The sequence below is a fragment of the Microcystis protocystis FBCC-A270 genome, assembly GCF_050500235.1.
GTDB classification, from domain to species: domain Bacteria; phylum Cyanobacteriota; class Cyanobacteriia; order Cyanobacteriales; family Microcystaceae; genus Microcystis; species Microcystis ichthyoblabe_A.
In genome coordinates this window covers 312754-333718 of the sequence record NZ_CP191407.1, presented here as the reverse complement: position 1 = coordinate 333718, position 20965 = coordinate 312754, and the positions used below count along the sequence as shown (strand labels likewise).

General features: G+C 42.7%; 20 protein-coding genes and 4 pseudogenes. 11 read left to right on the top strand and 13 right to left on the bottom strand.

Annotated elements, in window-relative coordinates:
• Positions 1–338: 338 nt before the first annotated feature.
• Complete coding sequence (locus tag ACQY1X_RS01635; protein WP_103113343.1) at positions 339–1292, top strand: ABC transporter ATP-binding protein; 954 nt, start codon at positions 339–341, stop codon at positions 1290–1292.
• Between the two features lie 22 nt (positions 1293–1314).
• On the opposite strand, the gene ACQY1X_RS01630 is transcribed toward ACQY1X_RS01635, so the two are convergent.
• Entirely contained in the window at positions 1315–2067 is a 753-nt protein-coding gene (locus ACQY1X_RS01630) for a tetratricopeptide repeat protein (RefSeq protein ID WP_430013837.1), read from the bottom strand.
• A gap of 44 nt (positions 2068–2111) precedes the next feature.
• Between ACQY1X_RS01630 and nblB the strand changes: the two genes are divergently transcribed.
• Both nblB and ACQY1X_RS01620 read left to right on the top strand, forming a co-directional pair.
• On the top strand, positions 2112–2777 hold the full coding sequence (gene nblB / locus ACQY1X_RS01625) for a phycobilisome degradation protein NblB (RefSeq protein ID WP_004162148.1): 666 nt from the start codon (positions 2112–2114) through the stop codon (positions 2775–2777).
• Between the two features lie 73 nt (positions 2778–2850).
• Positions 2851–3942 (top strand): tetratricopeptide repeat protein, encoded by a 1092-nt coding sequence (locus ACQY1X_RS01620; protein ID WP_024971237.1) that lies wholly within the window; start codon positions 2851–2853, stop codon positions 3940–3942.
• A gap of 219 nt (positions 3943–4161) precedes the next feature.
• On the opposite strand, the gene ACQY1X_RS01615 is transcribed toward ACQY1X_RS01620, so the two are convergent.
• The gene (locus ACQY1X_RS01615; RefSeq protein WP_002737830.1) at positions 4162–4635 is read right to left on the bottom strand and encodes a DUF29 domain-containing protein; all 474 of its coding nucleotides are present in this window, start codon (positions 4633–4635) and stop codon (positions 4162–4164) included.
• Between the two features lie 100 nt (positions 4636–4735).
• Positions 4736–5722: an RNA polymerase sigma factor, RpoD/SigA family gene (locus tag ACQY1X_RS01610; protein ID WP_002737778.1), complete on the bottom strand. Its 987-nt coding sequence runs from the start codon at positions 5720–5722 to the stop codon at positions 4736–4738.
• Between the two features lie 687 nt (positions 5723–6409).
• Between ACQY1X_RS01610 and ACQY1X_RS01605 the strand changes: the two genes are divergently transcribed.
• On the top strand, positions 6410–7834 hold the full coding sequence (locus ACQY1X_RS01605) for a Ni/Fe hydrogenase subunit alpha (RefSeq protein ID WP_271936289.1): 1425 nt from the start codon (positions 6410–6412) through the stop codon (positions 7832–7834).
• Between the two features lie 300 nt (positions 7835–8134).
• Here the strand turns inward: ACQY1X_RS01605 and ACQY1X_RS01600 are convergent.
• The 3 genes and pseudogenes from ACQY1X_RS01600 to ACQY1X_RS01590 all read right to left on the bottom strand — a co-directional run.
• A pseudogene (locus ACQY1X_RS01600) lies at positions 8135–8363 on the bottom strand (IS5/IS1182 family transposase); the annotation flags it as partial.
• 154 nt (positions 8364–8517) lie between these two features.
• Positions 8518–8717 (bottom strand): annotated as a pseudogene (locus ACQY1X_RS01595) (IS5/IS1182 family transposase); the annotation flags it as partial.
• A gap of 121 nt (positions 8718–8838) precedes the next feature.
• Positions 8839–8976 carry a CHAT domain-containing protein gene (locus ACQY1X_RS01590; protein WP_430014633.1) on the bottom strand — a complete coding sequence of 46 codons (138 nt, stop codon included), beginning with the start codon at positions 8974–8976 and terminating at the stop codon, positions 8839–8841.
• A gap of 129 nt (positions 8977–9105) precedes the next feature.
• Between ACQY1X_RS01590 and ACQY1X_RS01585 the strand changes: the two genes are divergently transcribed.
• Positions 9106–9747, top strand: a complete 642-nt coding sequence (locus ACQY1X_RS01585; RefSeq protein WP_430015303.1) for a DUF262 domain-containing protein — start codon at positions 9106–9108, stop codon at positions 9745–9747.
• 219 nt (positions 9748–9966) lie between these two features.
• Positions 9967–11121, top strand: a complete 1155-nt coding sequence (locus ACQY1X_RS01580; protein ID WP_430013833.1) for an HNH endonuclease family protein — start codon at positions 9967–9969, stop codon at positions 11119–11121.
• 66 nt (positions 11122–11187) lie between these two features.
• Here the strand turns inward: ACQY1X_RS01580 and ACQY1X_RS01575 are convergent, their stop codons facing one another.
• From ACQY1X_RS01575 to ACQY1X_RS01555, 5 genes are all read right to left on the bottom strand, one after another.
• The gene (locus tag ACQY1X_RS01575) at positions 11188–11319 is read right to left on the bottom strand and encodes a hypothetical protein (protein ID WP_265578834.1); all 132 of its coding nucleotides are present in this window, start codon (positions 11317–11319) and stop codon (positions 11188–11190) included.
• Between the two features lie 429 nt (positions 11320–11748).
• Positions 11749–12183: a type II toxin-antitoxin system death-on-curing family toxin gene (locus ACQY1X_RS01570; RefSeq protein ID WP_430015302.1), complete on the bottom strand. Its 435-nt coding sequence runs from the start codon at positions 12181–12183 to the stop codon at positions 11749–11751.
• 4 nt (positions 12184–12187) lie between these two features.
• Complete coding sequence (locus ACQY1X_RS01565) at positions 12188–12412, bottom strand: AbrB/MazE/SpoVT family DNA-binding domain-containing protein (RefSeq protein ID WP_080600713.1); 225 nt, start codon at positions 12410–12412, stop codon at positions 12188–12190.
• Between the two features lie 23 nt (positions 12413–12435).
• A complete protein-coding gene (locus tag ACQY1X_RS01560; RefSeq protein WP_430015301.1) occupies positions 12436–13017 on the bottom strand; it encodes a hypothetical protein in 582 nt (193 codons plus the stop codon).
• Between the two features lie 107 nt (positions 13018–13124).
• On the bottom strand, positions 13125–13517 hold the full coding sequence (locus ACQY1X_RS01555) for a hypothetical protein (RefSeq protein WP_004162137.1): 393 nt from the start codon (positions 13515–13517) through the stop codon (positions 13125–13127).
• Between the two features lie 12 nt (positions 13518–13529).
• Between ACQY1X_RS01555 and ACQY1X_RS01550 the strand changes: the two are divergent.
• Together ACQY1X_RS01550 and ACQY1X_RS01545 are read left to right on the top strand one after the other, a co-directional pair.
• Positions 13530–14432, top strand: a pseudogene (locus ACQY1X_RS01550) (hypothetical protein).
• Between the two features lie 88 nt (positions 14433–14520).
• A pseudogene (locus ACQY1X_RS01545) lies at positions 14521–14595 on the top strand (DUF751 domain-containing protein); the annotation flags it as partial.
• A 296-nt stretch (positions 14596–14891) separates the two neighbouring features.
• On the opposite strand, the gene ACQY1X_RS01540 reads toward ACQY1X_RS01545, so the two are convergent.
• On the bottom strand, positions 14892–16280 hold the full coding sequence (locus ACQY1X_RS01540) for a carbohydrate-binding protein (protein ID WP_430013831.1): 1389 nt from the start codon (positions 16278–16280) through the stop codon (positions 14892–14894).
• Positions 16281–17065: 785 nt separating this feature from the next.
• On the opposite strand from ACQY1X_RS01540, the gene ACQY1X_RS01535 reads away from it, so the two are divergent.
• From ACQY1X_RS01535 to ACQY1X_RS01525, 3 genes are all read left to right on the top strand, one after another.
• Entirely contained in the window at positions 17066–17263 is a 198-nt protein-coding gene (locus tag ACQY1X_RS01535) for a DUF751 family protein (RefSeq protein ID WP_002737592.1), read from the top strand.
• Between the two features lie 41 nt (positions 17264–17304).
• Positions 17305–17691, top strand: a complete 387-nt coding sequence (rbfA, locus tag ACQY1X_RS01530) for a 30S ribosome-binding factor RbfA (RefSeq protein WP_430013830.1) — start codon at positions 17305–17307, stop codon at positions 17689–17691.
• A 199-nt stretch (positions 17692–17890) separates the two neighbouring features.
• Complete coding sequence (locus ACQY1X_RS01525; RefSeq protein ID WP_430015300.1) at positions 17891–19471, top strand: glycoside hydrolase family 3 N-terminal domain-containing protein; 1581 nt, start codon at positions 17891–17893, stop codon at positions 19469–19471.
• Here the strand turns inward: ACQY1X_RS01525 and ACQY1X_RS01520 are convergent.
• On the bottom strand, positions 19468–20667 hold the full coding sequence (locus tag ACQY1X_RS01520; protein WP_430013828.1) for a lipid-A-disaccharide synthase-related protein: 1200 nt from the start codon (positions 20665–20667) through the stop codon (positions 19468–19470). The genes ACQY1X_RS01525 and ACQY1X_RS01520 overlap by 4 nt on opposite strands.
• Between the last annotated feature and the right edge of the window lie 298 nt (positions 20668–20965).

Here is a 20965-nt window from a genome sequence, read left to right as displayed (position 1 = left end):
TAGTGCCGCGCTATACATTCCGCTACTTTTTGGCTTTTTTTCGCCTGGACTCTTCTTATACAAGGTATTTACCGATCAATTGTGAATACTCAGAAGATAAGGCGGCTCTTCTAGGTTCTGTGTGAGGATGTTATAATATCAATACAGAATAGGAGGTGGGTTATCTGGATAAATTTTAATCAACTCCTCGATTTACCAAATGTAACAGTGGTCAATTATCAAAAAATTGAGAAGATATTAAGACTTAAACAATTTAACAACAACCAGCGGAAGTCATGGGAGATAAACCCTGTATTCTTGGTTAGCGAGTCACCCTCAGAACCTAACTAAAAAACTTTATGAACGCACCCGAATTAGCCATTGCTACCGTTGGTTTAACCAAACAATTTGACCGCCATGGGGCTGTTAATCAAGTAGATTTACAGATTGAAGCAGGGGAAGTTTACGGGTTAATCGGTCCAAATGGAGCGGGAAAAACCACTTTAATTAGGATGTTAGCGGCAGCGGAAGAACCGACAACGGGAGAAATATATCTGCACGGAGAACGTCTTTTAAGAGATGAGAGTAATCCCCGTCTCAAAAGAAATTTAGGTTATCTACCCGATAATTTTCCCCTCTACGATGACCTAAATGTCTGGAATTATCTGGATTATTTTGCCCGTCTTTATCATATCCCTCGCTCCCAACGTCATCGCCGCATTTATGAGGTTCTAGAACTGGTACAATTAACCAATAAAAGTCATAATTTGATCGCTACTTTATCCCGGGGGATGAAACAACGTTTAAGTTTAGCCCGAACGATTATCCATGAACCTTTAATTTTACTTCTCGATGAACCGGTTTCTGGATTAGACCCGATCGCTCGCCTACAATTTCGTGAGATTATTAAAGTCTTACAATCGGCAGGTATGACTATTTTAATTTCCTCCCATGTCCTTAGTGATTTAGCGGAACTTTGTACTTCTGTGGGTATAATGGAATTAGGTTATCTAGTGGAAAGTACCTCTTTAGAGGAATTAAATCAACGTCTAGCTGGTCAATACTTGCAGATTACGACTCTAGGCAATTTAGAAGCCTTAGAAACCGCTCTTGAACAATGTGTTTTTGTGGAAAGTTGGCAAAGAATTATTAATACTAATACTCTCCGAGTTAAATTTACAGGAACCCTAGAAGATAGTGCCGAATTGTTGAAATCTTTAGTCGTTTCTGGCCTGGCCTTAAGGGAGTTTTATACTTGCCGCGAAGATTTAGAAACTATTTTCCTAAAACTGGGACATCGACAGGCATCTTAAGGGGAAATAATAATTTTTAAATCTAACCAGATAGTAACTTTTCGACTAATTTAATTTGCTCCTGACTAAAACCCGCTTCCTTCAGATGTGCCAGAAACCATTGTTGTCGATAACGACCGTCTAAATCCCTAGCCTTTTTGTAGGTATCCCGCGCTTTTTTACTATCACCTTGATCTAAATAAATCATTGCCAAAGCCACAAGAGGATGGGGATTATTCGGCTCTAATTTAACTGCTTTTTTAGCGTTAGTAATAGCTGAATCAAAATCTTTTAGGCGATGATAGGCGAGGGATAAATTATAGTAGGCGATTTCATTATCGGGTTTTAAACTAGCGGCTTTAGTATGAGTGACTACGGCTTTTTCAAGATGACCACCGACAAGATAAACAATACCCAAAGCATTATAAGCAGCCACATGATCGGGAGCAATTTTAATCGTTTCTTCGAGAGTTGTTTGTGCCGCTAAAGGTTGTTTAGCTAGGTGTTGTGTCCAGCCTAAAATTACTCTCCCGTCTAGATGATTGGGGTTTAACTGTACCGATTTTTTTAAAGCCTCAATACTTTTGATAAAATCTCCCTGTTGACGATACTGTAATCCCAATTGACGATAACGATTAGCAGCCTTAATGTCTGATGGGGGAATAATCGGACTGGGAGAAGGAGAAATGATTATCTTAGCCGTCGGTTCTTTTTTAGGGGGAGAGGGGGGACTACAGCCCCAAAAAACCGGGGAACTAAACATGATCAAGATAGTCAGGATTCGATAACTATTCATGGGACAATTAATACCAGTCCAATTGTTAAGGGTGTCATCAAATTATGAATTATTCCCCTGAATCCGTGCAACGGCTGCTCGATTCCGATGATTATGGCGATCGCTTATCGGGAGTTAATCAACTGCGTTATTTAGCCCCAGAAATCGCCTTCGAGATGTTACAGCCTTTAATTAACGATAGTAACGCTAGGGTGCGTTATTCGGCGGTAAGTCAGCTAGATATCCTCGGTCGTCAGAATCTCGATCTGGCCTTAACTATTCTACGCGATCGCTTGTTAAATGATCCCGAAGCGGACGTGAAAGCAGCCGCGGCCGATGCGATCGGGGGGTTAAAATTAACGGCAGCCTACGATGATCTGGTGGCCGTCTATGAACAATCCAGCGACTGGTTAATTCAATTTAGCATTGTGGCAGCTTTGGGCGAATTGGGGGAACCCCGGGGCTTTGAACTGCTCGAAATCGCCCTAAACTCCGATAATGAACTGGTAAAAACGGCCGCCGTTAGCGCTTTTGGGGAACTAGGCGACCCTCGCGCCGTCTCTTTACTCGTTCCCTTGGCTAATGATGATGACTGGCAACTGCGCTATCGTCTTGCTCAAGCTTTAGGCCGCTTAGGGGGGGAAGATGCGATCGCTGTTTTGACCCAGTTAACCAGCGATAAAAGCGCCCAAGTTGCCCAAGAGGCCCGCAATAATCTCGTCCAAGGGTGATGCAGAATAGTTGATTTTTGTCAATACCATTTACAATAAACTTTAATTAAGAATCGTTAACAAAGGTAAAGCGATGGAACAATTTACCCGTTTAATCTTGCTCGTCAGTCTCCTTGCGGGGGGCTGTTTCTCTGCCTCAATTGCGATCGCTGATAATCCGGCGGGGGCAATCGTGAGCAAGGATTCACAGGTTAACGAACTACTGCGTCAAGCGCGGCAATTGGTCAAAAATGGCAATTATGGGGAAGCTATAGCCATTTACGAGCAGGCCGCCGCCCTTGATGGCAATAATGCCAAAATTTTCTCTGGGATCGGCTTTTTACAAACGCGGCAAGGGGATTATAACGCCGCCGCCCAAGCATACCAAAAAGCTTTAAGTCTCGATCCGAGTAATCCCGACTTTTTCCATGCTCTCGGTTATAGTTTGGCTAATATCGGCGATTACGACAATGCAGCCACTTCTTACTACTACGCTATCCAAATAGAACCGAAAAACGTCCAACACTACCTCGGTTTAGGGGTGGTATTATTACGGCAAAAAAACTATGCAAAAGCGGGCGAAGTTTACCAATGGATTTTAGCTCTCGACCCCAATAATCAGCAAGCCCACGAAATCATGGGTAAAGCCTTGATCGAACAGAATAAAAGCAGCGAAGCCTTCGATTTTCTCCAAAAATCCCTGCAAAGATTCCCTAACAATAGTGAATTAAGATTGCAACTGGCCAGCCTTTTGCTCAAACAGGGCGATTTAAATGGTGGAACCCAAATTTTAAAGGAAATAGAGCGACAAAGTGCAGGAAATTTTTTAATTCAGCTAAAAATAGGGATTTTACTCGAAAAACAAGAGCGTTTTGACGAGGCTCTCCCCTTTTATCGTCGGGCTGTTTTCCTAGAACCCCAATCGTTGGAAGCACAAGCGGGAATCGGTCGCATCCATCTGGCCAGAAAAGATTATCTTGCAGCAATTATCGCCTATCAAGATTTGGCCGAAATCGCCCCCAATAACGCTGATGTCTATCTTAATCTCGGTCGGGCCTACGCGGGCCGAGGACGAAAAAGAGAGGCGGAGGAAGCTTTTAAGCAAGCGCGAGCGGTTTATGTGCTGAAAAATAATCAATCTGGCCTGGAGGAAGTGGATGCCCTGCTGAAGAAATTGCTTGAGTAAAACCAGATCAGTTATCAGTTATCAGTTATCAGTTATCAGTTATCAGATTTGAGTTTTCAGTTCACTGATGACTGTTTAGCGATCAAGGAGTAATTTATACTAAATCCGTTGAATATAGGCTACTTATCAGGACAGGCACTCATGCAATAGGCAAGAGGCAAAAGGGGGAATAAATAATCAGTCTTTAATAACCAGATTTAGTATTAGATAGTCAATAGTTTATTCCCAATCGATCGGCAGCCATTGATGATCTAAAACCTGTTCGAGATTAAAAATTATCTGACTGGGTAAACCGCCGGGGGATAAACCCATTTTTTTCCGGACGGCCTCTAAAGCTGTATGGTAGGATGGCTCAAAAATCTCCCGAAGATAGGGCTTTAAACTAGGGCTATCCTCCAGTAAATCTTGAATTTCTGCCCGAAAATTATTGATTTCTCCATTCCAATGATTACCATTCCGGTCTCTTTCCGATTGCCAGTAAGTTAATTTGAGTAAATGTTCTAGGAGACGAGTTAAAAGACTTTTGAGCGCGTGTCTTTCACTTCTCCCCATCGATTCAATCTCCTCAATTAAATTGTCTAAATCCACCTCGGCAAACTGGCCTTTTTTTAATTGTTCTGCCGTGGTTTTTAGCCAGAGATAAAAATCTTCTTCGTATAGTGTTGGGGTCGCTGTTTCTGTTGATCTAGTCATGACGGAACTGCCACAGGTGAAAACTAATCGGGATTCTATATTAATTAAACCCAAAAAAAAGAGAGCTTGAACTCTCCTTCTTGGTTATTTGCTAATCTTACTAACTAGCGACAATATATTCCTTGACGTTGGCCCGGCGACGGCGTAAATGAGCCAGGGCCTGGTGTTCTAATTGTCGCACCCGTTCCCGACTGATGTTCATTCTCTGACCGATTTTGGCTAGGGATAACTCCTTGCCATCGGTTAAACCGAAACGGAGAGTAATCACTTCCCGTTGTTGGGGGGTTAATTCGGCCAGGAGATTGGCTAAGTCTTGCCGTAATAACTCTTGGGTGATGAAGGTATCGGGAGAAACTCCGCTATCTTCCAATAATTCCGACAATTCCGTATCTTGGTTATCGCCGACGCGCACATCAAGGGAGATGGGTTGACGAGCCATACTGAGATATTCGCGGATTTGAGCGGGTTCTAGCTCTAATTCCAGGGCAATCTCGGCAGGGGTGGCACTTCTTCCCAGTTTTTGGGCGAGTTCGCGCTGGGTTCTTTTGATTTTATTCAGTTTTTCGGTGATATGGATGGGTAAACGAATGGTGCGGGCCTGTTGAGCGATCGCACGGGTAATCGCTTGTCGAATCCACCAGTAAGCATAGGTAGAAAATTTATAACCTTTGGTGGGATCAAATTTCTCTACACCTCTTTCTAATCCCAGACTACCCTCTTGAATTAGATCGAGGAATTCCATGTTCCGCTTTTGATATTTCTTTGCGATCGCAACTACCAAGCGGAGGTTAGCCTCAATCATTTTCCGTTTAGCTCGATCGCCAGTTTTCAAGGCGCGATCCAGTTCATTTTCGCTTAAATTCACCGAATCCGCCCACTCCAAGCGCTGTGGTTCCCGTCCTAATTGTTTCGATAGTGCTTCTTTCGCTTCTAACAGGCTCATCATCCGTTGGACTTGTTTGCCGTAAATAATTTCTTGTTCGTGAGTTAGGAGGGGAACCCGCCCAATTTCGTGCAGATAGGTACGCACCATATCGGCATTGAGGGTGGGCTGTGGTTGAGTTTGGTTGGTTTTTGCTGTGGGCATTGGTTTGGTGGTGACTCCTTGACACAGAAAAAGTCTGTTACTATTCCGACTCGCGGGTGAGTCTGGCTTATCTGAAGTCGGTATGAGTTCGATTCGGAATTCCTTTGATTGTATCCTGTGCTTTTAGACGCAGACAATCCCCTAAAGGTTCAAAGCTAATTCATTCTTTGGTATGATGTTAGGTTTATCCTTTTTCCCCCAACATTTAGAACAAAAGTATTACAGCCTAGAACTATCAACTACAATCGCTTGTTTTTGGGTCGCTTTTTCCCGAATCCTCGGCAGTGCCGCTGATACTGTTAGGTAAGATTACAAGACAAAAAGGTGATTTTCCCGATTAGTCATAAACAATTTGGCTGACTTCCGACCCTTTCGCCCTCAGCTTTGAGAGGAAGACTGACAGCCGAGAACCGACTTCTATATATATAATGACCGATCAACACCAGCAAAGTGAGATGTAATCATTGCGGATTTCCGAACTATTTTCTGTAGTATTTGTTACAAAATGCCAAATTAGCCGCGATTGAGAATCGGGAAAAATTGTTATAAAAATTAGGATTGCTAGGAGGGTAATAACTATCATAGAAACAGCAGGGCGGAGATCGGGATAAATTATCGTTTAAACCAAGCTCGATCGCAGTCTCCACAATGCCGTTCTGTGGAACTCCTGAACAATGAGGACTTACTATGACTAAAACCGTCGTTATCGATCCCGTCACCCGGATCGAAGGCCATGCCAAGATCTCGATTTTCCTTGACGATGGGGGGGAAGTGGATGACGTGCGTTTTCATGTGGTCGAGTATCGTGGTTTCGAGAAATTCTGCGAGGGACGGCCGATGTGGGAGATGGCGGGAATTACTGCCCGAATTTGCGGCATTTGCCCCGTTAGTCACCTACTTTGTGCCGCCAAAACCGGCGATAAAATTCTAGCGGTGCAAATCCCCCCTGCGGGTGAAAAACTGCGGCGCTTGATGAATTTGGGACAATTAACCCAATCCCATGCTTTAAGCTTTTTTCATCTTAGCAGTCCCGATTTTCTGCTTGGTTGGGAAAGTGACCCCGCTAAACGGAATGTTTTCGGTTTAATTGCGGCCGATCCCGACCTAGCGCGAGCAGGCATCCGTTTACGTCAATTTGGACAGAAAGTTATTGAACTTTTGGGAGCAAAAAAAATTCACCCCGCTTGGTCTGTCCCGGGGGGTGTGCGTTCCCCTTTAAGCGAAGAAGGGCGACAATGGATTAAAGAACGACTGCCGGAGTCTAAAGCGACTCTTTACACGGCTTTAAACCTATTTAAAGGACTTCTGGACAATTTAACCACAGAAATCGCCGCTTTTGGTAATTTCCCTTCTCTATTTATGGGATTGGTTGGTAAACGGGACGAGTGGGAACACTACGGTGGTCATATTCGTTTTACCGATAGTCAAGGCAATATCGTAGCCGATAACCTGAGCGAAGACAATTATCGCGATTATATCGGCGAATCAGTGGAAAAATGGTCTTATTTGAAGTTTCCCTACTATAAACCCCTCGGTTATCCCAATGGTATCTATCGAGTTGGTCCCTTGGCCCGCTTAAATGTTTGTTCCCATTTTGGCACGGAGGGAGCGGATATCGAGTTACGCGAATATCGCCATCGGGTCGGTGGTGTAGCAACCTCTTCTTTTTATTATCATTATGCTCGTTTAGTCGAGATTTTGGCTTGTTTAGAACAGATTGAACGTTTAATCGATGATCCCGATATAGTTTCTCAACGCTGCCGGGCCGAAGCAGGAATTAATAATCTGCAAGGGGTGGGAGTTAGTGAAGCGCCCCGGGGTACTTTATTCCATGATTATAAAGTGGATGAAAATGGTTTGATTGAAACGGTGAATTTAATTATTGCCACAGGTAATAATAATTTGGCCATGAATCAAACGGTGAAACAAATCGCCCAACATTATATCCATGGTGGTGAAATTCCCGAAGCGATGTTAAACCGCGTAGAAGCGGGTATTCGTTGCTATGATCCCTGTTTAAGTTGTTCCACTCACGCTATGGGACAAATGCCGCTACAGCTAGAGTTAGTTAATGCAGCTGGTAAGGTGATTAATACTCGACAAAGGGGTTAATTATCTAAGTTGTTAGGGTGTTGGGAAATAGGGCAAATTCCTCCTAACACCCGGGGCTATTTCATTTTAGATGATAAGATATTGGGGGAAAATAAAACGGTTCTTCGGTTTGTCTTATGCAACGTACAGGGTTATAAGGAATCAAACTATTATAGAGAAAAACATTTGGCGATTTTTGTCAATTGTTTTCAATCTAGAGCGAACTAAATCAATTAAATCTCTTGCCAGATAAGGATTTAGTGGATTTATGCCGCACTATCGAACCATAACAAGTAACGAAGAACCTTTTATTTATCTGAAAAAAAAATTTTTCTGTTTCTTTTTGGGGCGTTCAATGGGAGTTTCCGTTACATCCACTACCCTTACGACCGGTATCTCTGCTTGATTTAGTAGAGCTTTTTTTCCTTTTAAACGGAAGTTTCCCGATTGTGAAAGCATTTTTTCCGTCTTATTTACAGCCTATAGTTAATTCTGATATTTGACCGCTTGTACCAATGTGAAAATATGTTCTATATTCTCGCCAATATTCGGCTCTCCCAGCTTTGGTGGGTAAAATGTATTCTAAGATACATTTCTCAAGAGCGAGGGGGTGGAACGAACCACAAAGACACAAAGGACACAAAGATCGATCGATCATAATGTCAATTAAACTTATCACACAGAACCTAGAAGAGCCAATATTCTAACGTTACTAAAACTTGTTCTTCTATAGATAGTTTAGGTTTCGGTCCGCTTTTAGATACTGAATTAGAGTCGGCTTCAACACTTTTTACTGATTCTACCATCCTACCATCTTTCTATAGGTTTGTTTATACACACCGAAACGGCGTTTGAACTGTTCATCTGATAAGTTTTGATAATCCATATTTTTGCTAATAAACATAGCAAAAGTATGGATGATTTCCTGACCTAAGATTACATTTTATTCTTTTTTCCACTTCCATCTAAAAATCGAGAAAAAAGCAAGGCCTTCCATTATACCATAAAAAAATTATGCAAGAGGTCTAATTAGCAGCCCCAATCAAAATAAATAGCGACCAAAAATAAGGGTGGGGATACTTTTCGATCAGGCTTAATTTTGCCTCTCTCATCGATGCGCTTTTGCTCATTCCTTTCTGGAGATTTTGATAGAATTCAGCCATCATAATCGAATTAATTGCCTCAGAGGACTTGTCTTCGCCTGCTGGGGTATGTTAGCATTGAATAGGCTCAGTTAGTTCTTTTCCCGTTCTAGATACTGTACTGAAATGTTCTATAGGCTTAGATGAGTTATGAAGATTGAACCCACATACACATCGGTCGGTGTACTTTTTAAGCGTCAATCTACGTTTTTTATTCCTAAATATCAGAGAGCTTATGCCTGGGAATCAGAATCAGTCTCAGATTTTATCAAGGATTTACTTAATTGCTTTGAAAAAAGAAAGCAAGATTCGCCAATAAATCATTTTTTTGGTGGCATTCTGAGTGTCAAACACCCTGTTGTTGGAGCATTTGATCAGCATAAATATGAAATAATTGATGGACAACAAAGAATAGCTACATTTGCTTTGTTGGTTGCTTGTATGATTCAAACTTATCAGAACCTAAAATCAGAGGCTAAACAGTCACCAGGGGAAAATGATTTAGTATCAATTATCAACAAACGTATTCAAGATTTGTCAAACAGATTTATTGAATTCGATCAAGAGATTCAGAGACAAGTAACCCCTGTGGAAGTTTTAACACTTTCAACGGCCGACAGCCCTTTCTATAAAGACTTGATTCGTAATATAAATCCATCTCCCTCAAGAGACTCACACAATAAAATTTCATTTGCACATAAAACTTTATTAGATGAAATCCAAAGAATAATCAATGGTCATCACAGAATAGAAAACAAGATAGGCTCTTCGGGACTTGGTATGGTTCGATAGGGGGGCATAAATCGACTCAATCCTTATCTGGCAAGAGATTTAATTGATTAGTTCGCTCCAGATCGCAAACAATTGACAAAAATTGCGGCAATGTCTGTCTCTATAAAGGTTTCATTCCTTATAACCCCGTCCATTGCATAAGACAAACCGAAGAACCACAAGATAGATGATCTCGAAATTATTCAAAATATATTAGACAATGATTTTACAATTTTGCACATGGTAACTGAAAATAGAGAGGATGCTTTTAGACTTTTTCAAGTTATTAATGATCGAGGAACCAATCTTACAGATGGAGATTTATTAAGAGCTAAAACATTGGAACTTCTCGAAGGCTATTCCAGAAACCAAGATTCTGTAGAAAAATTATGGGACAATATCCTGTCCGATTCACCAACCGACACAACTGATTATTTAAATTGGATTTATGATTCTTATCAAGGTAATAGACCAAAACAGAATGCCGTTTTTGATATGTTTCTTGATAAATTTTTCCCACAACATAAGAAACAAAATTTTACAGAAGATGATGCCGAAAAAATTTATCAAGTAGTAAAAAAGACTCACGAAGACATTTTTAAGTGTAGAAAACTGGTAAAAGGAGAATGGTTGTATGAACTTCGGCAACCTCTAACCAGTTGGGATAAAACTCGTTTGAACATTCTTATAGTTGAACTTGGACATACTTTATCAATTCCTTTATTACTGGCAGCATCTGAACTCAATCAAAAATCATTCTCAGAAATAGTTAATATTTTAGAAAAGGTATTCTTTCGGTATAAAATAGTATGTAATCAACACATAACACCGCTTAAAAATATCTACGCCAAAGAGGCTCTTAATATTCGCAAAAATCCCAATAATTATAATGTTAATAATCTCAGAAATGAGCTACAAAAACTTATGGAATCAAAGGCATCAGATCAAAAATTCAGGGATAACCTAGTTACCCTTGAATATCAAGAATCTGGTGGTAGCAACAAGCCTCTAAAATATTTTTTAATGACAATTGAGTATTACTATCAATGGTACAAAGACGGTGCAAGTGGTGAGTCTGTATGTCTTGACAAAAGCAGATTATATGACTTTGCTGGCACATCGATCGAACATATATATCCTCGTAACGTCAGTGAATCTGACCAAGATAATGAGCTTGACCAACTCAAAAATTCTCTTGGCAATCTTACTATTTTAGACCCTGCACAAAATAGTATTGGAGGCAACGACAATTTTTCTACTAAAAAACCGCTCTATCAAAAATCTTCAGTTTTATTAACTCAAGAGATAGGCTCAAAGACAGCTTGGACAAAGAGTGAAATTGAGGCTCATCAAAAATTACTGATAGATGCTGCTGTTGCCATTTTTCGTCTGTAGCTTACGGAGAGAAAAAGGTCGGGCATTGCAGAAAATTTCCTGAATTTCTCACATCACTTAACAATTTTAGGCTTTCCTCGCATCCGTATTTTGCGCTATTACCGCAGGGACGAGAGAGGAGAGTTTCCCGTTAACAACTGGTAGGGTGACGGTAGCCACTAGGGAAAGGGTAAGTAAGGCGTAAAATTTGGGATTCATAGTTATTTCCGCTATCAGTTATTAGTTAATACACCTCATCATGAGTTCCAATGTTAATCAAAACTATCCTATCTGTTTGAGTTTTTTCGTCTCGTTCCAAATAGAAAATGATGCGGCAATCATAACTACAGGAACAAGCTCTCAATTCCTGATATTCTCCCCTGACTCGATTAACATTTCTTGCTGTTCCCTGGGTAATTGACTAACCAACTCCAGCGCGTTTTCAAAGGTAATCATATTCAACTCCCTTGTTAAATTTCATGCGATAACAGTCCTATTTAAGTACGAAGATCTGATCAATGACATGATTTTTCCCCTCGCTAACCCGACATTAGAAGAATCTTTAATAAATGTTTCCTAATCCAATCAGCTAAGGGACTTGCGTGGGAATAATATCCCAATCGATCGGAGGGCGCAAGCTTTGCGCCCCTACAGTAACGGATTTTGTCCACAATGTAGGGGCGAACTGCGTTCGCCCAAAAGGTACATTATCAAAGCGCAAGTCCCTAATTCTTCCTCTGAAAGCTTACCAACAGCAAGATCGATCCATATCTGGTATTTTTCTTGACTAGAAGCTTGAAGATCGTAGCCATTGAGCCTCAGAAAAGTCCTCGTCACTACATAGGCCGTTCTCTTATTCCCATCTACAAAAGGGTGATTCTTGACAATCCCATAAGCGTAGGCTGCTGCCAAAGAAGCCATGTCAGGATGCGACTCAGAATAAGCCAGAAGATTTTGCGGTCGGGAAAGTGCGCTTTCTAGCAACCCCTCATCTCGAATACCCTCTAATCCACCATGCTCGGCTATTTGGCGGTGATGAATCGCGAGAGCTACCCCATCAGCTATCCAGATTAGCTGGTTCATGAGCCTAAGTTGCCAGCTTTCTCAAAACATTCCAGTCTTCGCGCATCACTTCCTCCGCCACTTCCATTTGCTGGACAAATTCGGGGTCGTAGGGTGTAAGCTCAAAGCCATTCGGCGTTTCCAAGAGGTAGAGCATATCGCCTTTACTAAGGCGCAGCTTCTCCACCAACTCTTTCGGGAAAATCACCCCCATAGAGTTCCCTACCGTTGTGACTTTTAACTTAATCATCGTTTTTTGACTGAGTAAATATATCAATCATAGCACCTCCCATATTGGTAAGTAGCTACACAACGGTTTACTTGAATCCCAATTTTGTCCGAGGGGTTGAACTTAATTTCCTCGACAACGTAGGAACTGTTATGCAATACACCCGATATATATCCTATTTGTCGAGGGTTTAGCGAGGTTAAAGTTACTTCCGCTTTTCCTTCATTAACATCAACAATTTTGAAGTTCTGTAGGGGTTCATGCCAGCGTGCTCTATTCTGTTGTTGTTCGTCATTTAATATTTCTTCTACTGCACTAATGACAAGAGATTGGGATTCTCTGATAATAACCTTGCCTTGAAACTCTATCTGTTTGATCTCTTTCATTGCCACTTCTTTTGTTTTTGATTCTCTCCCTAAAGCGATCGTTTTTGCTTGGGAATCGAACTTGATTAATCTCCCAGATAGAGAAGTGCCATTTTTTAAAGATACTTTCGTATCATCCGGCATGAATACGGGGATTTTCTTGACGGGAGATAGATCGCCGGTGGCTGGTAGATGATAGCCAGCAAGAGAGGCGATAAAAACTAGGCTAGTTGCGGTTATTATTGGGTAGAGTTTTTTCATCTTTACCTTGCCTGAATGATCGGGATTGGGTTGGTTCTGTTTTCAATCTTGGATGCGGTGGGTTAGGAGTAACAGTAACCCAACCTGCGGTTTTTGTCAATATATTTTTACTTTCCGAAACCTTTGTTCGGGCGGTTTTGTTTGGCAATACGGAGGGCTTTTCCAGTTTTGCCATCCTGTAGTGCAATCCGCATCGATCGCTTTTTCTGGTAGGATTGAATATCCGCCGCTAACGGATGAGAGTTATCGATACGTAGATGGGTTAAAGAACAGATAAGACCCGTTTGTTTTCCCAATTCATTTTTTAGGAAACAAATAATTCCCCCCTCGTCTCCCGTGTAGAAAATTTTATCGATCGAAAACTGGTGATCGGGTTTGTATCGCTCGCCTTTTGTTTCAGCTAGTTTTAACGTTTCGGGAGTTGCACGCACAGGGATTGGTAAACTCGCTTCCATTTTCTCAATTAACAAACGAACTTGTCGGGGATCGTCGATGGACATGGGTTATTCTCCTTGATAAAATACAAAGAACTGGCGATAGAACCCGATCGATCGAGTAGGATAGCGATCGAAAACGCCAATCAGGGACATTTTACCGTGAGCGCTCCGAATTCGCCCCCTCCCGGAACACAGATACTAGGAACTTTCGCCAGTCTTCTCGGTTTGCTGGGGATTTTTCTCTATTTTACGGGATGGATTTATCGGTAGTCCTATTTCGGCTGGTTTAGCCTTGAGATTAACCGTCTGCACTTGCCCTTGCGTTCCTTCCTTTTCGTGCCGATACAGGTCTTCTGTGGCGATTTCGGGGCGTTGCTGCGAACTTTTCTGGCGCTGGTTGCCGTTGCCTTTGCGATTCAATTTACCCTCTGGATTTTGTCTCCCCTGCCATCCTATTTAATTGTCAGTCAATCTAAACGGGAATTTCATCAAATATTTCACCCCCTAGGTTTATTAGTCCGGGGAATTCCCGAAGCTCTCCGAAAAGATTTGATCGCTGTTATTTGGCTATTAATTATTCTTTTTTGGTTAGCCCGAATTCAGGGATCGATCGATGCCCGTCGCGATGCAGTTAATGATAGTTCTACCTTACCAGTTATCACTTTAGTTTTACCAGAAAAACAGATAGCGATCGGTCGTAATCCAGAGGATGTTTTTACCGATCCTTCTCTCAAAGGTTATCGAATTATCGGTGAGACTAAATTACTCGAAGAGCTGCGGGGAAAAGAAACGAATGATAGTAAAGTCAATCCCCCGCGAGTTTGGCGGTTATTAATCCAAAATAACAATTGGACTTATGTTTTTCGCGGGTTATCCCCTCAGTCGGCAGAAAATGAACGTCCGGCGATTCTAGCCATTCGCGAGGATAAGGAAGGACAATTGATGATTCTCGCGCCAGATGTCCCACAATCCCAGTGAAACTCAATCGGGGAAATTATCGAATTACCCTTGAACATTGAAGCTTACTGCTATAATTACTTACGGACAAAGATAATAAATAAAATTTATGGGCGACTTTTTTGATAACGTGAGCCGTTACCCCCGCTATCTGATTAGCTTTAGTTTAGGGATTTTCTGCGCCAGAGATTCACACTAAATCCGTTGAGTATAGGCTACATATCAGGACAAGCAATAGGCAATAGACAAAAGGGGCAATAGATAATCAGTCTCTAATGACGAGATTTAGTATCACACCCCTTCTTGTCTCTGATCAAGGGTTTTAGCTGCTTTATTTTAGCCTGATCGGATTAGCTTTTCCTGCGTTTTTTTTCGGCTTGAGATTTTGAGTTTTAGGGTAACTGCTTGAGTGTTTTTTGAATTACCCCTTGACAATCAAAACAGTCGCTACGAGGCGATGGGATCAAACTTAATAAACAATTAGCAAGTATAAGCATTTGATGTCCCTGTTGCTGATGCACCAGTCACCACATCAACTGCGCGAATTACAGCAGGATTAACTTGATTTGGCCAACAGTTGGCCTGGAAGAAATTAGTTTTTTCCGAAAACTGTCCCTGTGCATCTGCACGATCTTCCGTCAGATGGAATGGATTCTTTTGATTGACTAGATTCTCAACATAGAACTTGACTCTTCCACCAGGGGTAAAACCTTTACCGCTAACCCTTATGGCTCCACCAGTTTGATTCTTTGTAGTAAAAACAACGATTGATGGACTCACTGGTTTATCCAATAATTCCCAACCCTTCCAGGGGGGTACGCCATCCCACCACTTGTGCCAAACCCCATCATCCATGCCACGGGCAAAAACATCAAGCCTGTTAGTCCCCCAAGAAACAACTGTAGGAGGTCCTTGGATTTTGCCCCCCAGTGATTGCCATCCACTCCAACTGCCAGGACTTCCATTGCCATAATTATGATGCACAGCCCCCTCTTTTTGTCCGCGTATAAATACGTCTAGCCGGCCTTTGGACCATGCAACCGCAGCAGGAGGGTCAGATGTACCCGGTCTATTGGTGTTAATCGGACCACCTACATCATACCAATCTAATTGTGATGGTTTCCAGGGAAATACTCCATCCCATAATTTGTGTTTAATGGTACCATCCCACGACCGGACGAAAATATCAATCCTCTCAGCCCCCCAAGAAACAACCGTTGGCGCTCCTTTTAACGGTGAGCCACCTAGTGTTTCCCATCCGCTCCAGTTATTAGGATTGCCATTTCCATAGTTGTGATACACATTCCCGTCTAAACCGAGTACGAAAATGTCTAAACGACCTTTAGACCATGTTACTGCGGCAGGAGGCTCAGATGTTTCAATCCCCAACAGGGGTTGCCAATCTAATTGTGAGGGTTTCCATCCCTTGCCATCCCACCACTTGTGGTAAATACGATTATCCGTGCCACGGGCAAAAATATCGATTCGATTAGTTCCCCAAGAAACAACTGTAGGAGAACCTTGAATCAGACCACCCAGTAGTTCCCATCCTGCTAAAGGTTTATCGTTGTTACTTCCATAATTGTGATACAGAGCGCCATCAACACCGCGGGCAAAAATATCAAGTCGATCGCTAGACCATGCCACTGCAACTGGGTAATCCGTAATCCCTCCCCCAAGCGGCTGCCAATCAAAGTCAGATGGTTTCCACCCGGCGTTGTTGTTGAACCACTTTCGATAAACACGACCATCGACACCACGAGCAAAACAGTTCAACCAAATAGGGTTTTTTACTATTGGTTCTGCCTGTCCAAACAAGCTTTTGTATTTTGTGGCAATTGGATAGGGAATTGTGGCAATCTTTAACATAGGACATTTATGAATTTAGGAAATAAGTGTGGTTCTTCGTTACTTGGTATGGTTCGATATGAGGGCATAAATCGACTAAATCCTTATCTGGTAAAAGACTTAATTGATTAGTTCGCTCTAGATCGAAAATAATTGACAAAAATCGCTAAATGCCTTTCTATATAAGTGTTCCATCCCTTATAACCCCCGTCCATTGCATGACACAAAACGAAGAGCCATAAGTGTTTAATTTTAAATGTTCCTGCGAACTTATTATCGAGCTTACTGTTCGACGATCATAACTGTAATCCTAGACGGATTTTTTCCAGACAACACCCAAGTTTAAGATTTTCTTAACAATTAGAATTTATCTATCTAATCACCCTCTGCCCCAGCACCGCATTCTTAGTCGTTGCTAAATTAAGGTATTAAGGTATCAATGCCAACCTTGCACCCATCCAAAAGTTAGTTTGGAGCTAAGTTTTAACAATCCCTTATTAGTCGGGGAAATTTCTGACTCTCTCCGCCAAGATTCGATATTCGATCGCTGTCATCCGGCTATTAATTATCCTCTTTTGGTTAGCCGAAATTCAGGGATCGATCGATGCCCGTCGCCAGCTTGAAAATGGCTGTACCCTTAACTGTATCTAGAGTAGAGTGATTCCGTATTTCTCTCCAGCCAGATGTTGTACTGCTAAATAGTACAAAAGTCTAGAGATTCTGTTAAGTTCCTTGAATCGGGCGGCGTGGCAGCATCGAAGCTTACTGCTATAATTACTTACGGACAAAGATAATAAATAAAATTTATGGGCGACTTTTTTGATAACGTGAGCCGTTACCCCCGCTATCTGATTAGCTTTAGTTTAGGGATTTTCTTCGCCTTTTTCGGCTGGTTGGCCCCTTTATTAAAAAATCCCCTCACAGCGATCGCACTTGTGGGCTTTCTGGGGGGAACTTTCGCCTTTCTTTATTTCACCCTCAAAGCCATGCTCGGATTAGCTTGATACAATGGTAAAGGTTTCGCTGTTTTTAGGGGACGAAAATTATGGCCAATGATCGTCGAGTATCTCGCGTGTCCTCGCTAATTAAGCGCGAGGTCAGCCAAATGTTATTAATGGAAATTAAAGATGATCGCGTCGGTGCCGGTATGGTTAGCGTTACCGATGTAGATCTCTCCCACGACCTACAACACGCTAGGATTTTTGTGTCTATCTACGGCAACAAAGATGCAAAGGCCGAAACCATGGCCGGGTTAAAAGCTGCTGCGGGATTCGTCCGACGTGAACTGGGCCAACGCATCCGTCTGAGACGTACCCCCGAAGTGGTCTTCCTAGAAGATTCTTCTCTTGAACGCGGCGATCGAATGTTACATCTTCTTGATCATATTAAAACCGATCGACCCCCAGAAGATGACGATTCCGAAGAAGAATAGAACTATTAGCCGTCTTTTTTCTCCCTGTCTCCTGTCTCGGAGTCTCCTGACTTGAAAGAGGGTGTAGGGTGTGGGGTGATGGGGAAGTGGGGGAATTATGAATTATGAATTATGAATTGGGGTATGGGGAGAACAAATAAAAATAATCTCCTGTCTCCTGTCTCCTGATAACTGATAACTGATAACTGATAACTGAATAATGAGCGATCGCATTTTATCCCTAAAAGAACGTATTGGTCAGATGATAGTAGTCCGCGCTTCCGGCTATCTCTTTGACCAACAAATCCGCTATCCTGCTTGGGAACCTGTCAACGCTACCCTAAAACATTGGTTAGAAACCCTCCACCTCGGTGGGGTAATTCTATTAGGAGGTAGCGCCGCCGAAATCGCTTTCCGCAGCCAACAATTACAAAGTTGGTCCGGCGATAATCCTCTCCTCATCGCTGCCGATATCGAGGAGGGAGTCGGCCAAAGGTTTTCCGGCGCCACTTGGTTTCCCCCCCCGATGGCTTTAGGAAAAATAGCCGAAAAAAGCTTGACAAAAGCCACAGAATATGCTAGGGAAATGGGAGCAATTACCGCTAAGGAGGCTCTAGCGATCGGGATTAACTGGATTTTAGCCCCAATTGTCGATGTGAACAATAATCCCGACAATCCCGTTATTAATATTCGTTCCTTCGCTGAAACTCCCGAAATCGTCGCTAATCTAGCTCAAGCTTTTATTTTAGGGGCGAATTCCTATCCAGTTTTGACCACGGCCAAACATTTTCCCGGCCACGGTGACACCAGCAATGACTCCCATCTCGATCTTCCCATCATCAACCACGATCATGATCGCCTAGAAGCGATCGAATTGCCCCCCTTTCAAGCGGCGATCGAGTCGGGGGTTGATAGTATTATGTCAGGCCATCTGTTAATTCCCGCTTGGGATGCCGAGTTTCCCGCCACTCTTTCCTCGAAAATTCTCGCGGAAAAACTGCGCCAAAATCTCGGTTTTCAGGGTTTAATCGTCACCGATGCCCTGATTATGGGAGGAGTGACCAAAATTGCCAGTGCTGCCGCCATAGCAGTGAGGGCGGTACAGGCGGGGGCTGATATACTGTTAATGCCTCCCGATCCGATCGAAGCGATCGAAGCGGTGTATAGTGCCGTGCAAGCGGGTACAATTAGCGAAGCGAGAATTAATGATTCTTGGCAACGTATTCAACGAGCAAAAGAGAAATTGGGGCAAAGACAGCCATCCTTAGAATCCTTAAGCAGTTTAGCGGCACCGCAAGCTCTAGAGATTGTCAGCGATATTTTAAAAGATTCCCAAACAGTTAGCGCTAATTTACCGATTCAAGCCACTCAAGGCCGCAATTTAATCATTATCGATGATTTACTCAACTGTGACTTTCTTGATCGCTCTTGTCCGGCGGTGACAATTCCCCGACAATGGGGTTATCAAACCCAAATAATCGACCGTAGCACCTTTAATCAGTCCCTCGTCTCCCCAGAAACGACTCTCCTACAAGTATTTATCCGTGGTAATCCTTTTCGGGGTAGTGCCGGATTAGGGGAGGAAACGAAAGCTATCTATCAAGCTTTGCTGAAAACTGGACAAATTCAAGCATTGATTGTTTATGGTAGTCCCTACGTTTTCCAGTGGTTTCGTCAACAAAGCGGAGACATTCCCTATCTTTTCAGCTACGGACAACAACCAAGCGCCCAAAAAATCGCCCTAGAAACTATTTTTGAGGGGACCACTAGCGGCGAAAATCAGACCGATACTTTCGTTTAAGGGCAAAAATTGCCTAGTAACCATTGGGCAATGCGATCGGAGGCACCGGCTGAACCCATTCTCTGACGACCATTAAAGGCGATTTTTTGCCACTTTGGGGGATTTTGTAATAAATATTCTAACTTGTCTGGCACTGACTCGGCACTATCGCCTAAGAGAATTGAACAGCCTAATAAACGCTGTTGCAGTTTGGCAAAATGGGGAGTAAACTGTGGTCCAGATCCCGCAATTGTGATCGCCGGTTTACCCAAACCGACGAACTGTTCCGTGGCAGTTCCCGCCATGGCGATCGCTAGATGGCAACGGCCTAAATATTCGGCGTAATCCCTTTGAGAAATAGTTATAAATACCTCTTGACAAATAAACTTATTTGTGCTATGTTCTCGCCAACCCCGGTCAATTAAAGCAGCCGTAAAAGATTCTAGGGGGAGAGAAGGAGCGATCGCCGACAAAAACTCCAGCTTGTAATCGGGAAAACGGCCGATAATGGCGGCCACATCTGCGAGAATTTGCTGCCAATTGTGGAGAGATTCGGGAAAGCGCGAACCGGGTAGCAGCAGAATATTTAGGCAATCTTGGGGAAAATCGCCCGTTATGGAGGGTAAAAGGTCATCCATCATCGGATTACCCCCATCGACAACGGGAATTGACCACTGTTGTAAAATTTTGCTAGTTAAACTATCCCGGGGAAAAACCCCCCGACAGCGAGGATGAGCCATTAACCAGCGTTCCCAGGGATAATAGTAGGAACCCCAAAGGCGATCGATCATCGAGCTACTATCTAACCATCCCTGCTCATCCCGGAGATAGTATTCTGATTTAGCCGTTCCCACAAAAGCATAATCTGTCCCGCTTAACCAAGCAAGGGCAAGGGGTAAGATATCTCCCACCGCAACAATTTTTCCCCCTTCTTGGCCCCAATTTCTGACCAGACGGTATTGACGGGAGGTTAATCCTAATAATCCCTCCCGTAGATCTCGCCATAATTGTTTCGCATCCCTAGTGATAAAACCCCCAGAGGGCATTTTTTGACCTCGATCGAGAAGGGGAATCCCCAGACGAGTATAAGCATAACCGTTACCCACTAGGGGTAAAGCAGTAATACCCGGACAGTGGGGAGATGATTGCAGTCTTTTAATAATCCGGATCGCGATCTCATCTTCACCGTGGCCATTACTCAAAAATAATAATTTCACTGTTTTTCTTAACTTCTGACTTAAAGTCCTAAACTTCGGTTGTTTTATTCCCTTCGACCCCAGACAATGCTGATGGTTAGGGAACAATCAATTTTATAAAAGCAGTTAACCAATTCCCATTTAGTCTAATCTACCAGAAGGTTTCGCCGATCGCTTATCTCTGTCTTGATGGCGACCATTTGACCAAAGGTAAGACTAAGAGATAAGAGATTAGTTTAACTGCTTCTATTTTTATCGATCAAAAGACCAAATTTGGCCCCCCAGAGCCAAGAAGGTCAGAAAGCTGCTCTGATCGCTA